Genomic DNA, 20,360 nt, shown 5'->3' on the forward strand with positions numbered 1-20,360 from the left:
GCACCCCGGCGTCCCCGTCGCGGTCACACCGTCGGTCCCACCCGTCACAGACTTGACCAAGTCTTGACCCGCAACATACCCGCGCTTTGCCGGTCTCCGGTTAGCGTTGAGGCATCGACCAGGCGTTGCGTCTCGGCACCTCCTGGTCGATCAGGCACAAAGGCAATGTGACGTGGTGGTGGGCACACCCCCCTGCGCGCCCGCCACGACCTCATCGGAGGGGTTGCGTGCCTGGCGAGAAGGGCGCGTCGGCTGTCACGGGACCGACGCGCCCTTCCTTGTGCCCGGCCGTGCGGCCGCGAGCCCCCGGGCGGATCAGGCCGAGGTGCGGGCGCGGCGGACTGTGCGCGATGGTGGCCCTCAGAGGGCCACGACCGCACACGCCAAGAGCCACCAGGGGTCAGGGACGAGCAGAGCCAGGCGTGGTCGGCTGGGCCCAGGTCAGCCGCAGCTCGGTCCCCGGGGCCAGCTGGCTGAGCCGGTCCATGTCCGCGGGGTCCACGACGGCGACGACGGGGTAGCCGCCGGTCACCGGGTGGTCGGGCCCGAAGACCACCGGCTGTCCGTCAGCGGGGACCTGCACGCACCCCCGCACCATGGGCTCGCTGGCGAGCTCGCGGTCGCGGTATGCCGGTGCCCGGGTCAGCGCCGGACCGGTCAGCCGGGTGCCCACCCGGTCGGTGCGGTCGCTGACCGTCCAGTCCTGGGTCGTCAACGCCTGGAGGTCCTCCAGCCAGTCGGTCCGCGGGCCGGGGGTGAGGCGCAGGGTCGTCACGTCGGGCCGGTCGACCGTGGGCGCCACCTGGTCGACCGTGGGGGCCGTCGACGGCGCCGGGCCCACCTGCAGGACGTCACCGGGACCCACGGGCTCAGGGCCGAGCCCGGACAGGGTGTCCCGGCTGCGCGAGCCCAGGACCGACGGCACGTCCAGCCCACCCCGCACCGCGAGGTAGGTGCGCAGGCCGACCGTCGGCGACGGCGGGGCGAGCTGCAGGGTCTGGCCGTCCTCGAGCCGCACCGGAGCACCCCACGCGACGTCCCGCCCGTCGACCGTGACCGCGCCCGGGGCGCCGGTGACCGCGACGGTCACCGCTCCGCGGGCCCGCAGCGTGCACCCGCCCATCAGCACCTCCAGGCCGGCGAGCGCCTCGTCCTGCGCCAGCAGCCGGGCCCCGAGGCGGTGCGCGCCGCGGTCGGCCGCACCGGACCGGCCCACCCCGAGGGCCGCCAGACCGGGGCGGCCGAGGTCCTGCACCAGGACCTGCGGGCCGACCTCGAGGATCTCCAGCGCCGCCATCAGACCGCCTCGAAGCGCACGACCGCGCCCGGTCGCAGGAGTGCCGGAGGGTCGCGGTCGACGTCCCACAGGGTCAGGTCGGTGCGCCCGATGAGCTGCCAGCCGCCCGGTGAGGACCGGGGGTAGATGCCGCCGAACTCGCCCGCCAGCCCGACCGACCCGGCCGGGACCCTGCTGCGCGGGGTGTCGCGGCGCGGCACGTGCAGCCGAGGGTCGCCGCCGACGAGGTAGGCGAAACCGGGCGCGAAGCCGATGAACCCCACCCGCCAGGTGGAGCCGGTGTGCGCCCGCACCACCTCGGCCTCGTCCAGTCCGGTCAGCCGCGCCACCTCGGCCAGGTCGGCGCCGTCGTAGGTGACGGGCACGACGACCACGTCGTCGCTGCCGGCCTCGGCTGCGTCGGCACCCGGGGCATCCGCGCCGGTGGCGTCGGCGTCCGCGCCGGTGGCGTCGGTGGCGTCGGGGCTCGGGGCGTCTGCGGTGCGGGGTAGCCCGGCCGCCAGGCCTTCCGCGAGCGCGGCCACCCCCTCGCGCACCCGGGGCAGGTCCGCCTCGCCGGCGACCCGCAGGAGCAGGGTGTAGGCGGCGGGGACGACCTCGACGACCGCCTCGGTCCACCGGGGCGCCCGCTCGGGCCGCAGGGCGTCCGCGAGCGCCAGCACCTCCTCGGTGCCGGCCACCTCGACGAGGACGGCCTCCCGGCCCATCGGGAGCAGCGTGACCTCCATCAGGACCTCATCGGGTGAAGGCCACCAGCTCGACCCCGTCGGACTCCAGCGCGGACCGCACCGCGCGGGCCATGGCGACCGCCCCCGGGGAGTCGCCGTGGGTGCAGATGGAGGCGGCCCGCACCGGCACGTCGGTGCCGTCCACCGCCTCGACCACGCCCTCCCTGACCAGCCGGAGCATCCGGGCGGCCACGGCGTCCGGGTCGTGCAGGACCGCGCCGTCGGCGGAGCGGGGCACCAAGGTGGCGTCGGGGAGGTAGCCGCGGTCGGCGAACGCCTCGGCGACCACCTGCACCCCGGCCTCCTCCGCCAGCCGGGACACGAGCGAGCCCTCCTGATGCAGGAGCGGGAGCGTGGCGTCATACCGGGAGAGGGCGCTCACCAGCGCGTGCGCCTGCCCCTCGTGCCGTCCGACCGCGTGGTAGAGCGCACCGTGCGGCTTGAGATAGGACACCCGCGTCCCGGCGACACGGCACAGGGCCTCCAGCGCACCGAGCTGGTAGAGCACGTCGGCCTCGAGGTCGGCCGGGTCGGCGTCGACGAAGCGGCGCCCGAAGCCCGCGAGGTCGCGGTAGGACACCTGAGCACCCACGGCCACCCCGCGGTCGGCCGCCGCGGCGACCGTCCGCTCCAGCGTGCGGGCGTCCCCGGCGTGGAAGCCGCAGGCGACGTTGGCGCTGGTGACGACCTCGAGCATGGCGTCGTCGTCCCCCAGGGTCCACGTCCCGAAGGACTCCCCGAGGTCGGCGTTGAGGTCGATCCGCATACCCACCACCCTAGGGCGAGGCCGGCCCGCGCACCGTCCCACCGCACTCCCGCCGCCCGGGGGGTATCCCCCCGGCAGGCCGGGGGAGCGCCACCTGCCGGCGCACCGCGGTCCTGGCTACCGTTGGCCCCATGACCAGCCTGTCCATGGCCCCCGGCTCCACCGTCGGTGGCGCGGAGGGGATGCCCCGCCTCGTGGGCGGCCCGCACGAGTCCGCCCAGGACGACGTCCCGTCCCTCCCGGGGCGAGGCGACCCACGACCCGTCGCACGCGGACTCGGCCACGTGCCCGCCCGGCTCGCCGACCACTGGTGGACCGTCTGCTACCTGCTGACCAGCCTGGTCACGGCGGTCGCCGCCCTGGCGCTGGCCGCACTGGCCGTCGGTGGCTTCTTCGCGGTGCTGGGGGCCGGGGTCGGGGTGCTGCTGCTCGTGCCCGCGATCTGGGGGTCCTACGGGCTGTCCGTCCTGGAGCGGCACCGCATCGCCGCCTTCCTCGGCCTCGACATCGGCGAGCGCGCCCCGTCCACCGCCCCGACCTGGCGACGGGCCCTGGGGCTGGACGAGCGGCGGCTGCGCGCCCTCGGCTGGGTGGGCCTGCACGGGCTGTGGGGGCTCATCGCCGGCGCCCTCACCCTCACCCTCCTCGTCCAGGGCCTGCTGCTGGCGAGCCTGCCGCTGTGGGGACCGGTCGCCGGCGGGGTCACCGTCCTCGGGACCTTCCGCGTCGAGTCCTTCGGCGGTATGACGCTCGCCTGGCTGGTCGGTCTCGTCCTCGTCGCCGGGGTGCCGTGGGTCGCGCGCGGCCTGGCGAGCGTCGACGTCGTGCTGGCGCGGTGGCTCGTCGGGGAGGACCCGCAGGCCCAGCTGCGCCGGATGAGCGAGCGGGTCGACACCCTCACCACCACCCGCGAGGACACCCTGGACTCGGTCGAGGCCGAGCGCCGGCGGATCGAGCGGGACCTGCACGACGGCCCCCAGCAGCGCCTCGTCTCGGTGGCCATGACCCTGGGTCTGGCCCGGGACGCCCTCGACCGCAACCCGGACGACCCGGAGGCCGCCCGGCGGGTCCGTGCGCTGCTCGACGAGGCGCATTCGTCGAGCAAGGAGGCGATCACCGAGATGCGCCAGGTGGCGCGGGGCATCGTGCCGCCCATCCTCACCGACCGCGGGCTGGACGCGGCGGTGTCCGCGCTCGCGGCCCGCAGCCCGGTGCCCGTCACCGTCACCAGCCGGCTGCCGGCGGGCCGGCTGGACCCGACGGTCGAGGCCATCGCCTACTTCTCCGTCTCCGAGGCGCTCACCAACGTCGCCAAGCACGCCCGGGCCACCCGGGCCGGGGTCGAGCTCGGCACCGCCCGCGGTCTGGACGGCGACCTGCTCGCGATCACGGTCACGGACGACGGGGCGGGCGGCGCGGTCGTCGGCGGCGGCAGCGGTCTGACCGGGCTGCGCCAGCGCGTGGGCGCCGTCGACGGCGAGCTGCACGTGCACTCCCCCGTCGGCACCGGCACCACCGTCGCGATCACCCTCCCGCTGCGCACCCGGGGCATGCGATGAGCACGAGCACCCCCGCGACGAGCGCACCCGGCACCGAGGCGCCGCTGCGGGTGATCCTGGCCGAGGACTCGGTGCTGCTGCGGGACGGGATCGTCCGGCTCCTCGGGGCGACGGGCTTCGACGTCGTCGACGCGTGCCCGGACGCCGAGACCTTCGCCCGCTCGGTGCGCGAGCACCGACCCGACCTGGTCGTGGTCGACGTGCGGATGCCGCCGACCTTCACCGCGGAGGGCCTGATGGCCGCGCTCGCCGTCCGCGCCGAGCTGCCCGACGTCGCCGTGGTGGTGCTGAGCCAGTACGTCGAGGAGCGCTACGCCACCGAGCTGCTGGCCGGGCGGCCGCGCGGCGTGGGCTACCTGCTCAAGGACCGGGTCGCCGACACCAGCGACTTCGTCGAGGCGCTGCGCACGGTCGCCGCGGGCGGCACCGCGCTGGATCCCGAGGTGGTCTCCCAGCTCATGTCGCGGGCGCGCAACGTCGACCCGCTCGAGCGGCTCACCCCCCGGGAGCGCGACGTCATGCGGCTCATGGCGCAGGGCCGCACCAACAGCGCCATCAGCCGTGAGCTGTTCATCGGCGAGGGCGCGGTGGAGAAGAACGTCTCCTCGATCTTCGCCAAGCTCGACCTGCCGCCGACCGACGACGACCACCGGCGGGTGCTCGCCGTCCTGCAGTGGCTCGAGCACGGGGAGGGCGGGTGAGCGCCCCCGACCCGCGCGCCGCCCGGGTGCAGGCGCGCGCGGTCCGCGAGCGGGCGCCATACCCGGTGCTCCGGGGCGTCGGCGCCGTGGTGAGCGTCCTGCTCCTCGGTGCCGGGGTGCTCGGCACGGCTCCGTCGCTCATGACCCAGGAGCGCTCGGACAGCACCCCGCTCCCCGAGGACCTCACCCGGCTGGTCCTCGAGGCGCCCCGCGGCGACGTGGAGGTGCGCGAGCTGCGCGCCGGCGAGGCGCCCCGGGTCGACACGACGACGACGTGGACGCTCAACCGTCCCAAGCTGGTCGTCCGCGAGGACGACGGCACCGTCCGCCTCGACGCGCCGTGCACCGGCGGCAACCTCGGCGTCTGCTCCCAGGACGTGGCCGTCTGGGTGCCGCCGGGGACGACGCTGGACATCGACGGCACCTTCGGCGACATCGACGTCTCGACCACCGGGGACGTCCAGGTCGAGCTCACCGGCGGTGACGTCAGCCTGTCGGGCTCGCCGCAGCGGGCCGAGGTGCGCAGCACCCTCGGAGACGTGACCATCGACCACACGGGCACCGAGCCGCCGGAGCTGCTCCGGGTGCGCACCACCCTGGGCGACGTGGAGGTCCTGGTGCCGGACGCGCCGGGGTATGCCGTGACCGCGTCGAGCAGGCAGGGCGACCGTCAGGTACGGGTCGACCGCGACGCCGACTCCCCCTTCGTCGTCGACGTCGAGACCACGCTCGGGGACATCGACGTCGCCCCGTCACCGGCGCCCTGAAGGGGCCTCGGCGGCCCGGTGGCGAGACCCTCGGGCGTGGAGGTGTCGCCCGGCGGGAAGCGGCAGACCTGTGTTTCACGTGGCACGTGTGACGGACGTGACGCGAGATCTCCGATACATTGACGGGGCCAGGAGCCGCGCCGTCAACGGAGACCGCCATGAACTCGCTCGTCCTCGCCCTCATCGGGGGCATCATGATCCTGGCCGGGTACGCGCTCTACTCGCGCTTCCTGGCCACCAGGATCTACGCCCTCGACGACGCCCGGACCACCCCGGCGCACCAGCTCGAGGACGGGGTCGACTACGTCCCCACCAACAAGTACGTCCTGTGGGGGCACCACTTCACCTCGGTCGCCGGGGCCGCCCCGATCGTCGGGCCGGCCATCGCGGTGATCTGGGGCTGGCTGCCCGCCTTCCTCTGGGTGACCATCGGCACCGTCTTCTTCGCCGGCATGCACGACCTGGGCGCCCTGTGGGCCTCGGTCCGCAACAAGGGCCAGTCGATGGGGGCGCTGTCCGGCCGCTACATCGGCAGCCGCGGCCGCAACCTCTTCCTCGTCGTCATCTTCCTGCTCCTGCTCATGGTCAACGCGGCCTTCGCGGTCGTCATCGCCGGCCTGCTGGTCAGCACCCCCACCGCGGTCATCCCGACCTGGGGCGCGCTGCTCGTGGCGCTCCTCGTCGGGCAGGCGATCTACCGGCTGCGCTGGAGCCTGCCGCTGGTCTCGGTCGTCGGCGTCGTGGCGCTGTACGCCCTCATCTGGATCGGCGACCAGGTGCCGCTCGCGCTCCCGGAGACGGTCGCCGGGCTGCCCGCCAACGCAGTCTGGATCATCCTGCTCTTCGTCTACGCCGGCATCGCCTCGATGCTGCCCGTCTGGGTCCTGCTGCAGCCGCGTGACTACATCAACGGACTGCAGCTGTTCATCGCCCTGGGCATCCTCTACGGCTCGGTGCTGATCGCCCGCCCGGAGATCGTCGCGCCGGCCGTCAACGGCAACGTCCCCGAGGGCACCCCCTCGATCGTGCCGCTGCTCTTCGTCACCATCGCCTGCGGCGCCATCTCCGGCTTCCACGGCATGGTCAGCTCCGGCACGAGCTCCAAGCAGCTGGACAAGGAGAGCGACGCCCGGTTCGTCGGCTACTTCGGGGCCGTCGGCGAGGGCCTGCTGGCGCTCGGCGCCATCATCGCGGCCACCGCGGGCTTCCAGACGCTCGCCGCCTGGGAGGAGGTCTACTCGGCCTTCGGCCAGGGCAGCGTCGGGGCCTTCGTCTCCGGCGGCGGGGCCATCGTCGAGAGCGGGCTCGGCCTGCCGCAGTCGCTGTCGGCGACCATCCTCGCGACGACGGCGATCCTCTTCGCGGCGACCACGATGGACACCGGCGTCCGGCTGCAGCGCTTCGTCGTGCAGGAGATCGGCGAGATCACCGGTGTCCGGCTGGGCAAGGGCGTCGCGACCCTGGTCGCCGTCGGCGTCGCGCTGGCGCTCACCTTCGGCGCCGGTGTGGACGGCTCGGGCGGCATGCTCATCTGGCCGCTCTTCGGCACCACCAACCAGCTGCTCGCCGGGCTGACCCTGTCGATCGTGGCGATCATGCTGCTGCGCCGCGGCCGGACCGCCCTGCCGGCGCTCATCCCGCTGGCCTTCGTCGGCGTCATGACGCTCTACGCCCTCTTCATCCAGCTCGGCACCTTCTGGTCGGAGGGCAACTGGCTGCTGCTCGTCCTCGACATCGTCATCCTCGTCGCCTCGCTCTGGGTGATGGTCGAGGCGCTCGGCGCGATGCGCAAGGCCCGCGACTACCAGGGTGACGACGACGCCGAGCTCGAGCAGCTCTCCGCCGCCGAGGTGGCCGCCTCCGGCGACACCCGCCCGACCCGGTCCGACGAGAGCTGACCCGGCCTAGGGTGGGGCGATGAGCGACGGCGCGCAGCACCCCTCGCCCACCGGGCGTCTCCGGGCGGCGGCCGGGGTGCTGCGGGACGTCTTCTCCGGGCCCTACGCCCGCACCTTCGCCCGGGCGCAGCAGGACGAGGACGACCTCTTCATGGTCGTCGTCATGGCCGAGGCGCTCGGTGTGCCCAACCCGGCGAGCTACTACACCGTCGAGCTGCTGCCGGTGGTCTACGACCAGGTGCACGACTGGCACCGGCGGATGGGCCTGGACCGCAGCCCCCTGGACCACTTCTCGTGCTGCTGACCCGGGGCCGGGCGTGCTGAGCGGGCTCGCCGACGGGCGGGAGGTGCTCTTCGTCGGCGGCAAGGGCGGGGTCGGGAAGACCGCGGTGGCCTCGGCGCTGGGCCTCGCGCTCGCCCGGGGCGGCCGGCGGGTGCTCGTCGTCTCCACCGACCCGGCGCACAACCTGGGCCACCTGTGGGGACGGCCGGTCGGCGACGAGACCGTGGAGCTCGCGCCGCTGCTGCGCGGCCTGGAGATCGACCCGGCCCGCACCACCGACGAGCACCTGAGCGCCGTGCGCGCCACGATGCACCGGCTCATGCCCGAGCACCTGCAGGGGGAGGTGACGCGTCACCTCGAGCTGGCCCGCGACGCCCCCGGCACCCACGAGGCGGCGGTGCTGGAGCGGATCGCGGAGGTGCTCGAGGGACGCCACCCCGACGAGCTGGTCGTCTTCGACACGGCGCCGTCCGGGCACACCTCGCGCCTCGTCGCGCTGCCCGAGCTCATGCAGGCGTGGACCGAGGGGCTGCTGCGCCGGCAGGACCGCTCGGCCCGCTTCGGCGCGGCGCTGCGCGGGCTGCAGGGCCGGCCCCGGCAGGACGCCGGGGAGCGGGCCGCCGCCGACATCCTCGGCAGCCCACCCGGCGGCGGGCAGGCGGCGGCACCCGACCGGCGCTCGCGCCGGGACGCCGAGATCCGCCGCATCCTGGACCGGCGGCAGGCGCGCTTCGCCGAGCTGCGGGCGGTGCTGCAGGACCCGGCGCGCAGCGCCTTCGTCATCGTGCTCGCGGCCGAGCGCCTGCCGGTGCTGGAGACCGTGGAGCTGCACGAGCAGCTCACCCGGGCCGGCATGAGCGTCGGTGCGCTCGTGGTCAACAAGCGGTCGCCCGCCGACGCCGGTGACCTGCTCGCCGCCCGCCGCGAGCTCGAGGAGGGGTATCTCGGGCAGCTCGCCGACGCCCTGCCCCACCTCCCGGTGACCCAGGTGCCGCTGCTGCCCGAGGAGGTCCTCGGCGCGGACGGGCTCGGGCGGCTCGCGGCATTCCTCTGAGCCGAGGCGGGCAGGGAGCCGAAGACGGGGAAGGCCCCCGCCGCGCCGAGGCGCGACGGGGGCCTTCCGGTGTCGTCCGTCAGGTCGGTGACCTCACGGGTAGACGACGTCCTCCAGGGTCTCCTGGACCCCGAGCTCGACCGCGCCGTAGCCACCGACGATGTGGACCATCTGCGCCCGCAGGGAGGTCATCACGTCGACGGTCGGGCTGGGCAGCATGTCCGGCCGCGTCAGCAGCACGGGCATGGTGTTCATCGCCGCCACCGGGGCCGCCGCGAGGGCGTCCGGGAACTCCGTGCCGGTCGCCAGGAAGACGCCGGGCGCGGGGGTCGGGAAGAACTCCGCAGCCACCGCGGCAGCGGTGCCGTAGCGGTTCGTGCCACCCAGACGGACGACCTCACCGGCGTCGGCACCGGCAGCCGTGGCGACCGTCGAGGAGACGGCACCCTCACCACCGATGACGTAGACCGTCTCCGGCGAGAGCCGCTCGAGCTCCGCAGCCGTGGCGTTCGGCAGCAGGTCCGGACGGGTCAGCAGGACGGAGGCGTCCTCCATGCCGGCCGCTGCGGCGGCCGCGAGGGCGTCCGGGTAGTCCTTGCCGCTGGCGAGGAACACGACGTCGGCGTCGTCGGTCTGGGTCTGGCTGACCTCGACCGCCGTCTCGTACCGGTTGTCACCGGCGAGCCGCTCGACGTCGGCGAACTCGGCGAGCGCCGTCATGACGTCGCCGCTCACCGCACCCTCGCCACCGAGGACGACGATGCTGTCCGGGCCGAGCTGCTGCAGGGCCATCCGCGTCGCCGCCGGCAGGCTGTCCGGCTGGGTCAGCAGGACGGGCGCCTCGTCGGAGCCCGCGAGGGCACCGCCGGCCAGGGCGTCCGGGAAGGCCAGACCGCTGGCGACGTAGACCGTGTCCGCACCCTGCGGGAAGGCCTCGACGGCCAGCTCGGAGGCGGTGGACCAGCGGTCCTGGCCGATCGTGCGCTGGACCTCGGGACGGTCCACGTTGCCGTAGTCCGAGCCGTCGAAGGCGATCCCGAAGACCGGGCTGTCCCAGGTCTCGGTCTGCGCCTCACGGTCGTCGTTCCACGCCTTGGCCTTGGTGACGACGATCTCCATGACGTAGTCGCCGTCCGGGACCCGGACCTTGGCGCCGTTCTCGTCGATCATCATGCCGTCCCACGGGTATGCCGTGAAGCCGTTGCGGCTGGCGGACCGGGCGAGGTAGTCGAGCTCGGCGACGGTGCCCAGGGACTCACCCTTGGTGCCGTCCTCGTTCGCCGCGAAGACCTCCCACTCCATCCGCCGCGCCTGGTGCTCGAAGTGCACGAGGAACTGCGGGGCGTCGTCCTGCTCCATGGAGAAGGTCGTGCCCTCCCCGACCAGGTCGTAGCCGCCCTCCGGGTCGACGCACTCGTAGCCCTGCCAGAGGGTGCAGGTGTCGACCACCCCGAGAGCCGGGAGCTCGACGGTCACGTTGCCGGCACCGTCGACCATGTCGGCGAGCACCTCGGTCTCCTGCAGGTCGGCCGCGTGACCGCCGTAGGCGACCGAGTAGCTGTCGGCCCCCTCGCCCTCACCGGTGCTGAAGGTGACGTACCCACCGAAGATCGGGCCCATCTCGCCGTCGATCGCCGGCGAGGTGATGGTCATGGGGACCTCCACGCTGGCGCCCGCAGGCACCACCACGGTCGGCGCGACGGTGACGTCGGCCGGGGCCAGGTAGTAGGCGAAGGCGTTCGCCGTGCCGGAGGTCGCCACGGCCGGGGTGTGCTCCACCGCGTAGACCTGCTCGGCGTCGCTGGTGTTGGTCAGCGTCACCGTCTGGGTGCTGGTCTCGCCCGCGAGCTGCTGGCCCAGCTGGACCAGACCGGGCTCGATCGTCGCCTGGGCGAGGATCGAGTCGTCGACCTGGATCATGCCGGCGCCCTGCCGGTGCACGAGCTCCAGGCCGGCGCCCGGCGAGCCGCGCAGCGGCAGCTGGGTCGAGCTGTTCTGCAGCTTGAGCTTGACCTCCTGGACGCCCAGGTCCGGGTCGGCCTCGAGCATGAGGGCCGCCGCCCCCGCGACGTGCGGGGACGCCATCGAGGTGCCGGACAGGGTGGCGTAGGGCTGGGTCTCCAGCGGGTAGGTGGAGTAGATCTGGCCACCCGGCGCGGACAGGTCCGGCTTGAAGGTGGTGTCGGCCATCGTGCCGATGGAGCTGAACGAGCTCATCAGACCACCGGTCGGGTTGGGCACGGAGGCCTCTTCATCGGTCCAGGTGATGGTGGTGGTGTCGGTGTCGGAGGACAGGGCCTCGGTCACCAGCCGCTGGCCGTCGGCCTGCGAGATCATGACCACCGGGATGGTGATGTCCTCGTCACCGGCGACGCTCGGGTTGATGCTGCCCGGCTCGTTGTTGTAGAGCACGGTTCCCAGGCCGCCGGCGTCCTGGACGGCGAGCGCCTTCTCGTAGAAGCTGCAGCCGCCGCGCTGGACGAAGGCCCAGTGGCCCTCGATCATCGCCTGCTGCTCGGCGCTCAACGGGTCACCGGCCGAGGCGCAGGCCAGCGCTCCGTCGCCACCGGGCTCCGCCACCGCGACGACCTCGTCCTCACCCGAGGTGGGCGGCGCGGGGGCGGGGGTCCCGACGGAGAAGGGGACGTCATTGCCCTCCTCGTCGACGAACACGATGGCGTCGTAGAAGGTGTTGTCCACCGAGCCGACGCCGATGGTGTCCTCGCCGACGCCGGGGGCGCCGATCGAGTGCAGGCCGCTGGCACCGGAGTTGCCGATGGAGGCCACGACGACGACACCCTCGCGGGCGAGCGCGTCGGTCGCCTGGGCGGTCGGGTACTCCTTCCACGCGGAGAAGGCCGAGCCGATGGACAGGTTGACGACGTCCATCTCGTCGGTCAGCGTCTGCTCCATCGCGTGCAGCATGATGTCGGCGTCGGTCGAGCCCTCGCAGCCGAAGACCCGGTAGGCGCCCAGCGTCACGCCGGGGGCGACACCGGTCACCTCGCCGTCGGCGCCGGTGATGCCGGCGACGTGGGTGCCGTGGCCCTGGCAGTCGTCCGGGTCCGCGTCCGGGAAGGGCTTGGGCTGGTAGGCGTCGCCCGCACCGGGGTCGGCGTTGTAGTCGTCGCCGACGAAGTCGTAGCCGAAGGCGACCCGCTCGGTCGGGAAGGTCGTGCTCCCCGGGCTGCCGTTGCCGCCGAAGTCAGGATGGTCGTAGTCGATGCCGGTGTCGATGATGCCGACCCTGACGCCGGTGCCGTCGTAGCCGAGCTCGCTCTGCACGATGTCCGCGCCGGTCATCGAGATCGCGGTGAACAGCTCGGGGTCGATCTGGGTGTCCTCCGGCCGCTCGGGGGCGTCGATGACCCCGACCGGGAAGATCGCCTCGACCGCGTCGGAGGCGGCCAGCTCGAGCAGCGACTCCTCGTCGGCCTTGACCGACAGGCCGTTCCACAGGGTGCCGAACTCCGAGCGCACCTCCAGCTCCACGCCGGTGGCGTCCACGTCCGCCAGGAAGCGGTCGCGCTGGGACTCGATCGAGGCCAGCGAACCGCCGGCGCTCGTGCTGGGTCCAGCGAGCTGGACGAAGTAGGAGTTGGGCACCAGCTCTGCGCCGGTGACCCCGTCGTCCTGGATCTTGCTCTCCGGCGCCGGGGAACCCGGTGCGACGAACGCGTCGTCGTCGGCTGCGGCCGACAGCGGTGCCAGCACGGCACCGGTCAGCGACAGGACGGCGATCGCGGAGAGAGCGCGGCGGGGAGATCCCCCAGGCCTGACACTGCTCACGAATGGTCTCCTTCGATGGTCCGGCCCCCGACAGGTCGCACGAGGACCGTCTTCGACCCTAGGTCGCCAGCCGCCGTTGGCCAGGGGTGCAGAGTCACGATCAGGTCACGTTGTGGTCACGGCGACGGCATACCCGACGTCGCGGAAACCAGTGCTGACCTGCAGGTCTGTTCTTTACCTCACCTCCGCAGGTGAGGTCACGGCACGCGCCCAGCAGCAGGGTGCACAATCAGATGGTGCTCATCCGTCTCCTGCGCCGGCACCTGAGGCCCTTCGCCGGACTGGTGGTGGCGGTGCTGGTGCTCCAGCTGGTCGCGACCCTGGCCAGCCTCTACCTGCCCAGCCTCAACGCGGACATCATCGACCGGGGCATCGTGCAGACCGACCTGCCCTACATCTGGCGGGTCGGCGGGATCATGCTCGCGGTCAGCGCCGTGCAGGCGACCGCCCAGGTCGCGGCCACCTGGGCGGCGGCGAGGACGGCGATGGGGGTCGGCCGCGACGTGCGTGCCGCCGTGGTGGAGCGCGTCCTGACCTTCTCCTCCCGCGAGCTCGGGGAGTTCGGCGCACCCTCGCTCATCACCCGCAGCACCAACGACGTCCAGCAGGTCCAGCAGGTGACCTTCATGACCCTCGTCATGCTGGTCGCCGCCCCCATCACCGCGGTCGGCGGGGTCGTCATGGCGGTCCGCCAGGACGTCGGCCTCTCCCCGCTCATCGCGGTGGCCGTGACGGTGCTGCTCGCCGGGATGGGCGTCATCATCACCCGGATGGTGCCGCTCTTCCGGGCCAACCAGCGTCAGCTCGACGCGGTCAACCGGGTCATGCGCGAGCAGATCACCGGCATCCGGGTCATCCGCGCCTTCACCCGCGAGCCGCAGGAGCGCGCGCGCTTCGCCCGCACCAACGCCGAGCTCACCGGGATCGGGCTGCGCCTCGGCGACCTCATGGCCCTGATGTTCCCGTTCGTCATGCTCGTCATGAACCTGTCCAGCGTGGGCGTCATCTGGTTCGGGGCCCAGCGGGTGTCCTCGGGCGCGATGGAGGTCGGGGCGCTCACGGCCTACATCAGCTACCTCATCCAGATCCTCATGTCGATCATGATGGCGACGATGGTCGCCACGATGATCCCGCGCGCCACCGTGTCCGCCGAGCGCATCGGCGCGGTGCTGGACACCACCACGACCGTCGTCGCCCCCGCCCGGCCCCAGGCTCCCCGGGACGACGCCCGCGGGGTGGTCGAGCTGCGCGGGGTCACCTTCACCTACCCCGGCGCCGAGCACCCGGTCCTGCGCGACGTCGACCTCGTCGCGCGCCCCGGCACCACCACCGCGGTCGTCGGCGCGACGGGGTCGGGCAAGACCACCCTGGTCCGGCTCGTGCCGCGGCTGGCCGACGTCAGCGGCGGCGCCGTGCTGGTGGACGGGGTGGACGTCCGCGACCTCGCACCGGATCAGCTGTGGTCCCGCGTGGGCCTGGTGCCGCAGCGTCCCTACCTCTTCTCCGGCACGGTCGCCAGCAACCTGCGCTTCGGCGACCCCGACGCCACCGACGACGAGCTCTGGGAGGCGTTGCGCATCGCCCAGGCCGAGGACTTCGTCCGTGCCTTCCCCGAGGGGCTGGAGCACCCGGTCGCGCAGGGCGGCGGCAACGTCTCGGGCGGCCAGCGCCAACGGCTGTGCATCGCGCGGGCACTCGTGGCCAGGCCCTCCGTCTACCTCTTCGACGACTCCTTCTCGGCGCTCGACCTCGCGACCGACGCCCGGCTGCGCTCCGCCCTGCGCCCGCACACCCGGGACGCCACGGTCGTCGTCGTCGCGCAGCGCGTGTCCACCATCGCCGACGCCGACCAGATCGTCGTCCTCGAGGAGGGCCGGGTGGTCGGCCTCGGGACGCATACCGAGCTGCTCGACACCTGCCCGACGTATGCCGAGATCGTCCGGTCGCAGGAGCGTGGGGAGGTGCGCGCGTGAGCGAGGAGACCGAGGAGCGGGAGCCGACACCACCGCCGCGCCGCGGACCGGGTGGCGCGCACGGCGCGGCCGTGCCCGTGGAGAAGGCGAGCGACTTCGCCGGGTCGGCCCGGCGGCTCGCCGGCCGCCTGGCTCCCTACCGGGCCTACGTCGCCCTGTCCGTCCTCCTCACCCTGGTCGCGGTCGTGCTCAGCACGCTGGGGCCGCGCGTGCTCGGCCGGGCCACGAACTACATCTTCGCCGGGTTCCTCGGTGCCCGGCTGCCGGAGGGCGCCAGCGTGGACTCGGTGGTCCGCGGGCTGCGCGCCGACGGGCAGGACACCATGGCCGACCTGGTGGCGGGCACGCCGTACCTCGTGCCGGGCCAGGGCATCGACTTCGGTGCGGTCGGGCGGACGGTCGCCCTGGTCGTCGCGCTCTACGTCGGCTCCGCCCTGCTCATGTGGGTCTCGACCCGGCTGGTGAACCGCATCTCGATGCGGACGGTCCGCGACCTGCGCTCCGACGCCGAGGACCAGCTGCACGAGCTGCCGCTGGCCTACTTCGACGGTCGCCCCCGTGGGGAGATCCTCTCCCGGGTCACCAACGACCTGGACAACCTCCAGCAGACCCTGCAGCAGACCTTCGGCCAGCTGCTCAACGCGCTGGTCACCGTCGTGGCGATCCTGGCGATGATGCTGTGGATCTCGCCCGCGCTGACCCTCATCGCGGTCCTGTCCGTCCCGGTGTCGGTGCTGGTCACGGTGCTCATCGCGCGTCGCAGCCAGAAGCTCTTCAAGGCCCAGTGGGCCCACACCGGGACGCTCAACGGGCAGATCGAGGAGACCTTCACCGGCCACGAGCTGGTCACCGTGTTCGGCCGCCGCGAGCAGGTCGGGCAGCGGGTGCGGGAGATCAACGAGCAGCTCTACGACGTCACCTGGCGGGCGCAGTTCCTCAGCGGCGTCATCATGCCGGCGATGTTCCTCATCGGGAACCTCGGCTACGTCCTCGTCGCCGTCGTCGGGGCCCTCCGGGTCACCTCGGGGACGCTCTCGCTGGGGGGCGTGCAGGCGTTCATCCAGTACTCGCGCCAGTTCACCCAGCCGGTGACCCAGGTCGCCTCGATGGCCAACCTGCTGCAGTCGGGGGTGGCGTCGGCCGAGCGCACCTTCGAGCTGCTCGACGCGCCACGCCAGACGCCCGACCCGGTCGACGCCCCGCCCGCCGGACGGGGCCGCGGCGGGCGGATCGCCTTCGAGGACGTCCGCTTCTCCTACGGCGACGAGCCGCTCATCGAGGACCTGTCGCTGGTGGCCGAGCCCGGCCAGACGGTGGCGATCGTCGGGCCCACCGGGGCGGGCAAGACCACGTTGGTCAACCTCATCCTCCGGTTCTACGAGCTGGACGGCGGGCGGATCACCCTCGACGGCCGGGACGTCACGACGATGACCCGCGAGGACCTGCGGTCCCGGGTCGGGATGGTCCTGCAGGACACCTGGCTGTTCGAGGGCAGCATCGCGGAGAACATCGCCTACGGGCGTCCCGGGGCGAGCCCCGAGGAGGTGCGGGAGGCGGCGGAGGCGGCCTACGTCGACCGGTTCGTGCAGCACCTGCCCGACGGCTACGACACCGTGCTCGACGACGACGCCGGCGCCGTGTCCGTCGGGGAGAAGCAGCTCATCACCATCGCCCGGGCCTTCGTCGCCCAGCCCTCGCTGCTCATCCTCGACGAGGCGACCAGCTCGGTCGACACCCGCACCGAGCTGCTGGTGCAGGAGGCGATGGCCCGGCTGCGGGCGGACCGCACCAGCTTCGTCATCGCCCACCGGCTCTCGACGATCCGGGACGCCGACCTCATCCTCGTCATGGAGGCAGGGCGGATCGTCGAGCAGGGCACCCACACCGAGCTGCTCCAGCGCGAGGGTGCCTACGCCCGCCTGCACGCGGCCCAGCTCAGCGGAGCCGCCGTGCAGGTGGCCGAGGAGTAGCCCTCCCCTGCACCGGACGTGCGGGCGGACCACACCAGACGCGTGTCGGGGCTCCACCGGACGCGCGGTCGGACTCCACCGGACGCGCGGTCGGTGCACTCCGAACGCGCGGGGAGACCACGGAGGGCTCGGCGATCGGGGTATGACGTGGCGGCGCAGTCCGGGCGACCGTGGAACCGCTGCCGGGGCGCGCATACCCCGGTCGGTGCGCCCTACATCGCCCGGGCGAGGCTGCGGCGGAGCAGCAGCGAGCCGAGGACGAGCACGCCCACGGCCATCGCGGCGAGCACGCCGAGCTGGGGCAGCACGTCGGCGATGCCGGCCCCCTGGCGCTGGATCTGCGCCATGGCGTCGTTGGCCCAGGCGTGCGGGGTGAGCTGGGCGACCTGCCGCAGGGTGTCGGAGTAGAACTCGAGGGGCACCATCGAGCCGCCGACCGCCCCGAGCACCAGCCCGCCGCCCACGGCCAGCCCGCTGGCGGCACCCTCGCTGTCGACCAGGACCCCGATGACCATCGCGGCCCCGGCCGCGATCAGCCCGAAGACGAGCAGCACGGCGACCGCCACCCCGAGCGAGCCCCAGCGCACGCCGAAGAGCAGGCTGGAGGCCAGCATGATGTAGGCGCCCTGGACCAGGGCGATGACGACCCGCCCCGTCGTCAGCCCCGCCATCGCCTGGGCGGTCGTCACCGGGGCGGCCATGGTGCGCCGGACCACCCCGTCGCGCCGGGCCTTGATGAGGGCCGGCGCGGCGTTGAGGGTGCTGAGGAAGACGAAGAGCAGCAGCTGGGCGACCGCGCCGTTGTCGAACTGCTCAGCCCCCTCGAAGGCCACGGCCACCGGGTCCTCGGGCTGCTGCACGAGCAGCTGCGCCGGGGGGACGAGGGCCGAGGCGTCCTCGAGCGCGGCCCGCGCCTCGGTCGCGTCGCCGAAGGTCTCCAGCAGCCCGACCTGCGTCGCCTCCGTGGCCACCGCCTCCGCCTGGGCCCGCACCACCTGCGTCACCGCGGGGGCCTGCGACGAGGAGCCGGTGATGATCTCCAGCTCCATCGGTATGCCGTCCCGCCAGGCCGTCTCCGCCTCGGCGTCCAGGAGCACGCCGACCTCGGCGCTGCCCCGGGAGACGTCCTCCTGCACGAGCTCCGGCGTGGTGCGGACGGTGACCGCCAGCTCGGCGTCCTCCCACCCGGCCACGAGGGCCTCCGTCGCGGCGCCGCCCGGCCCGTGCACCGAGACCGGTGACCCGGAGCGGTCGCTGCCGAACTGCCAGCCGATGACGGCCACCATGGCCAGCGGCAGGATGAGCACGAAGAACAGGTTGGACCGGTCGGCGAGGAAGCGCCGCAGCTCGACCCAGGCGATCGCCAGCACGACCCTCACAGCACGTCCCTCCGCCCGGGCACCAGCACGGCGAGCGTGGTCATGACCACGCACATCACCCCCATGGCCAGGAGCACGGGCGCGAGGTCGACCACCCCGCCGCCCCCGGCCGTGATGCCGAGGCCGCGGCCCAGCGCGGTGACCGGGTTGAGCTGCAGCACGTCGCCCAGGACCCCCTGGGAGCTCACCCGGAAGAAGGCCCCGCCGCTCATGCCGAGCGTGATCGCCACGATGGTCTGCGCCACCCCCGCCTGCTCGGCGGTGCGCGCGACCTTGGCGATGACGAACATGATCGAGGTCGCGGCGGCCACCACGGCCAGGAGCAGCACGGCGATGACGGCGGGCGAGCCGAGGTGCACGTCGTCGAACAGCAACGAACCCGCGACGAGCAGCACGCCCGTGGCCAGCACCCCGAGGACCCAGCTGGACACCCCCTTGGACAGCGGCACCCACCACGACGGGATCGGCATCGACAGCAGCCGCGCGAGGGTGCCCCACTCCCGCTCGACGACCAGCCCCAGGACGCCGAACCCCACGGTGAAGAGCAGGAAGAACCCGGCCTGGCCGGCGACGATCGACTCCCGGGCGGACAGCTGCTCGTCGGCCGTCTCGCCCTGGGCCCAGCGCACCGGAGGCCCGCTGGCGGCGTCCTCGGCCAGGAGGGCGTCGACCTGCTGGGGCTGCCCGCCCAGCTCCTCCGCCGCGGCGGCGGTCCGCGCCGTGGTGGTGAACTGGTGCAGCACCCCGTCGACGACGGCGGTGACGACCTCCCCCTCCAGGCCGGGCGACTCGGGCAGCCGCATCTGCACCTGTGGGGCGTCCCCGGCGGCGAGGGCGGCGGAGAAGCCGTCCGGGACGACCACGCCGGCCCCGACCTCACCGTCCTCGAGGAGCCCGGGCACGTCGGCGGCGTCCGCCTCGACGACGGTCACGTCGACGGTGTCGTCGAGACCGGCCAGCGTGTCCTCGAGGGTTGCCGTCAGCGGGTCGTCCGCGGGGCCGCTGACGGCGACGGTGATCGGCTCCAGATCCTCGGACAGGGGCGCGAAGATGAGCGAGAAGACCCACATGAGCGCCAGCGGCACCGCCAGGCCGAAGATGAAGATCGACCGGTCCAGCACCTGCTGCCGCAGGTCGGACCCCACCATGACGAGGACGCGTCGCATGCTCAGTCCCGCAGCGCCTTGCCGGTGAGGTGCAGGAAGACGGACTCGAGGTCCGGGCGGCTCGTCTCGACGTCGCGCAGCGTCATCCCCGCCCCGGTCGCCGTCGCCACGATCGCGCTGATGGCCTGCGGGGCCCCCTGCACCACCATGACCAGGCGCCCCTCGCCGGCGACCCGGCGCACCTCCCGGACGGCCGGTATACCGGCGACCGCCGCCTCGACCTCGTCCAGCGGGCCCTCACCCACCAGGGTCACCGTGTCGGCACCCCCGGTGAGCTCGACCAGCTCGTCCCGGGTCCCCTCGGCGATGATCTGCCCGCCGTCGATGATGCCGATCCGGTCGCACAGCCGCTCGGCCTCCTCCATGTAGTGGGTCGTGTAGAGCACCGCCATGCCCTCCCCGGAGAGCGCCTCGACGGACTCGAGGATGGCGTTGCGCGACTGCGGGTCGACCCCGACGGTCGGCTCGTCGAGGATGAGCAGCCGCGGCTCGTGCAGGAGCCCGATCGCGATGTTGAGGCGTCTTTTCATGCCGCCGGAGAAGGTCTTGCTGGCGCCGGTGGCGCGGTCGGTGAGCCCGACGACCTCGAGGACCTCGGCGACCCGCCGGCGCAGGTCCGCCCCCCGCATCCCCTGCAGCCGGCCGAAGAAGGACAGGTTGCTGCGCGCGGACAGCTCGGGGTAGATCGCGAGGTCCTGGGGCACCAGCCCCAGGTGCCGCTTGGCCGCGAGCGGCTCGGCCCCCATGTCGACCCCCTGGATGACGACCGACCCGTCGTCGGGCCGCAGCAGCCCGGCGATCATCGAGATCGTCGTCGTCTTGCCGGCGCCGTTCGGGCCGAGCAGGCCCACCGTCTCGCCCGGGTCGATGCGCAGGCTCACCCCGTCGACCACGGTGGCGGGGCCGAAGGAGCGACGCAGCCCCTCGACCTGGAGCACGGGAGTCGTCATGGCGACCAACCTAGGGCCCCCGGGCGGGCCGGCGCCGATGACATCTGTCGTGGTTGCGGGGTGACGTGCGGTCCCCGGTC

The 20,360-nt window shown here is 73.5% G+C and carries 15 protein-coding genes; 8 read left to right on the plus strand and 7 right to left on the minus strand.

Annotation, left to right across the window (positions count from 1 at the left end):
• Nucleotides 1-400: 400 nt before the first annotated feature.
• Genes EUS26_RS14020 through EUS26_RS14030 form a run of 3 tightly spaced genes read right to left on the minus strand, consistent with a single transcriptional unit; the run spans nucleotide 401 to nucleotide 2,791 of the window.
• The gene (locus EUS26_RS14020) at nucleotides 401-1,297 is read right to left on the minus strand and encodes a 5-oxoprolinase subunit C family protein (protein WP_130014452.1); all 897 of its coding nucleotides are present in this window, start codon (nucleotides 1,295-1,297) and stop codon (nucleotides 401-403) included.
• Nucleotides 1,297-2,025: a 5-oxoprolinase subunit B family protein gene (locus tag EUS26_RS14025; RefSeq protein ID WP_130014453.1), complete on the minus strand. Its 729-nt coding sequence runs from the start codon at nucleotides 2,023-2,025 to the stop codon at nucleotides 1,297-1,299. The genes EUS26_RS14020 and EUS26_RS14025 overlap by 1 nt, the downstream gene beginning before the upstream one ends.
• Nucleotides 2,026-2,032: 7 nt before the next feature.
• Nucleotides 2,033-2,791, minus strand: a complete 759-nt coding sequence (locus EUS26_RS14030) for a LamB/YcsF family protein (RefSeq protein WP_202865157.1) — start codon at nucleotides 2,789-2,791, stop codon at nucleotides 2,033-2,035.
• A gap of 131 nt (nucleotides 2,792-2,922) precedes the next feature.
• Between EUS26_RS14030 and EUS26_RS14035 the strand changes: the two genes are divergently transcribed.
• The 6 genes from EUS26_RS14035 to EUS26_RS14060 all read left to right on the plus strand — a co-directional run bounded on the left by EUS26_RS14035 (nucleotide 2,923) and on the right by EUS26_RS14060 (nucleotide 9,053).
• Nucleotides 2,923-4,350 (plus strand): sensor histidine kinase, encoded by a 1,428-nt coding sequence (locus tag EUS26_RS14035; protein WP_130014455.1) that lies wholly within the window; start codon nucleotides 2,923-2,925, stop codon nucleotides 4,348-4,350.
• On the plus strand, nucleotides 4,347-5,051 hold the full coding sequence (locus tag EUS26_RS14040; RefSeq protein WP_130014456.1) for a response regulator transcription factor: 705 nt from the start codon (nucleotides 4,347-4,349) through the stop codon (nucleotides 5,049-5,051). The genes EUS26_RS14035 and EUS26_RS14040 overlap by 4 nt, the downstream gene beginning before the upstream one ends.
• Entirely contained in the window at nucleotides 5,048-5,818 is a 771-nt protein-coding gene (locus EUS26_RS14045) for a DUF4097 family beta strand repeat-containing protein (RefSeq protein WP_130014457.1), read from the plus strand. Before EUS26_RS14040 ends, EUS26_RS14045 begins: the two co-directional genes overlap by 4 nt.
• Nucleotides 5,819-5,976: 158 nt before the next feature.
• On the plus strand, nucleotides 5,977-7,716 hold the full coding sequence (locus EUS26_RS14050) for a carbon starvation CstA family protein (RefSeq protein WP_130014458.1): 1,740 nt from the start codon (nucleotides 5,977-5,979) through the stop codon (nucleotides 7,714-7,716).
• A 19-nt stretch (nucleotides 7,717-7,735) separates the two neighbouring features.
• Nucleotides 7,736-8,020: a cory-CC-star protein gene (locus tag EUS26_RS14055; protein WP_130014459.1), complete on the plus strand. Its 285-nt coding sequence runs from the start codon at nucleotides 7,736-7,738 to the stop codon at nucleotides 8,018-8,020.
• A 13-nt stretch (nucleotides 8,021-8,033) separates the two neighbouring features.
• Complete coding sequence (locus EUS26_RS14060) at nucleotides 8,034-9,053, plus strand: ArsA family ATPase (protein ID WP_130014460.1); 1,020 nt, start codon at nucleotides 8,034-8,036, stop codon at nucleotides 9,051-9,053.
• Between the two features lie 93 nt (nucleotides 9,054-9,146).
• On the opposite strand, the gene EUS26_RS14065 is transcribed toward EUS26_RS14060, so the two are convergent.
• Nucleotides 9,147-12,842: a cell wall-binding repeat-containing protein gene (locus EUS26_RS14065; protein WP_130014461.1), complete on the minus strand. Its 3,696-nt coding sequence runs from the start codon at nucleotides 12,840-12,842 to the stop codon at nucleotides 9,147-9,149.
• A 236-nt stretch (nucleotides 12,843-13,078) separates the two neighbouring features.
• Between EUS26_RS14065 and EUS26_RS14070 the strand changes: the two genes are divergently transcribed.
• Together EUS26_RS14070 and EUS26_RS14075 are read left to right on the plus strand one after the other, a co-directional pair.
• Complete coding sequence (locus EUS26_RS14070; RefSeq protein ID WP_130014479.1) at nucleotides 13,079-14,815, plus strand: ABC transporter ATP-binding protein; 1,737 nt, start codon at nucleotides 13,079-13,081, stop codon at nucleotides 14,813-14,815.
• Complete coding sequence (locus EUS26_RS14075; protein WP_130014462.1) at nucleotides 14,812-16,785, plus strand: ABC transporter ATP-binding protein; 1,974 nt, start codon at nucleotides 14,812-14,814, stop codon at nucleotides 16,783-16,785. The genes EUS26_RS14070 and EUS26_RS14075 overlap by 4 nt, the downstream gene beginning before the upstream one ends.
• Before the next feature lie 212 nt (nucleotides 16,786-16,997).
• Here the strand turns inward: EUS26_RS14075 and EUS26_RS14080 are convergent, their stop codons facing one another.
• Genes EUS26_RS14080 through EUS26_RS14090 form a run of 3 tightly spaced genes read right to left on the minus strand, consistent with a single transcriptional unit; the run spans nucleotide 16,998 to nucleotide 20,280 of the window.
• Nucleotides 16,998-18,164: an ABC transporter permease gene (locus EUS26_RS14080; protein ID WP_130014463.1), complete on the minus strand. Its 1,167-nt coding sequence runs from the start codon at nucleotides 18,162-18,164 to the stop codon at nucleotides 16,998-17,000.
• A complete protein-coding gene (locus EUS26_RS14085) occupies nucleotides 18,161-19,330 on the minus strand; it encodes an ABC transporter permease (RefSeq protein WP_130014464.1) in 1,170 nt (389 codons plus the stop codon). The genes EUS26_RS14080 and EUS26_RS14085 overlap by 4 nt, the downstream gene beginning before the upstream one ends.
• 2 nt (nucleotides 19,331-19,332) lie before the next feature.
• Entirely contained in the window at nucleotides 19,333-20,280 is a 948-nt protein-coding gene (locus tag EUS26_RS14090; protein ID WP_130014465.1) for an ABC transporter ATP-binding protein, read from the minus strand.
• Between the last annotated feature and the right edge of the window lie 80 nt (nucleotides 20,281-20,360).

It is taken from the genome of Serinicoccus sediminis (assembly GCF_004153545.1).
Lineage (GTDB): Bacteria > Actinomycetota > Actinomycetes > Actinomycetales > Dermatophilaceae > Ornithinicoccus > Ornithinicoccus sediminis_A.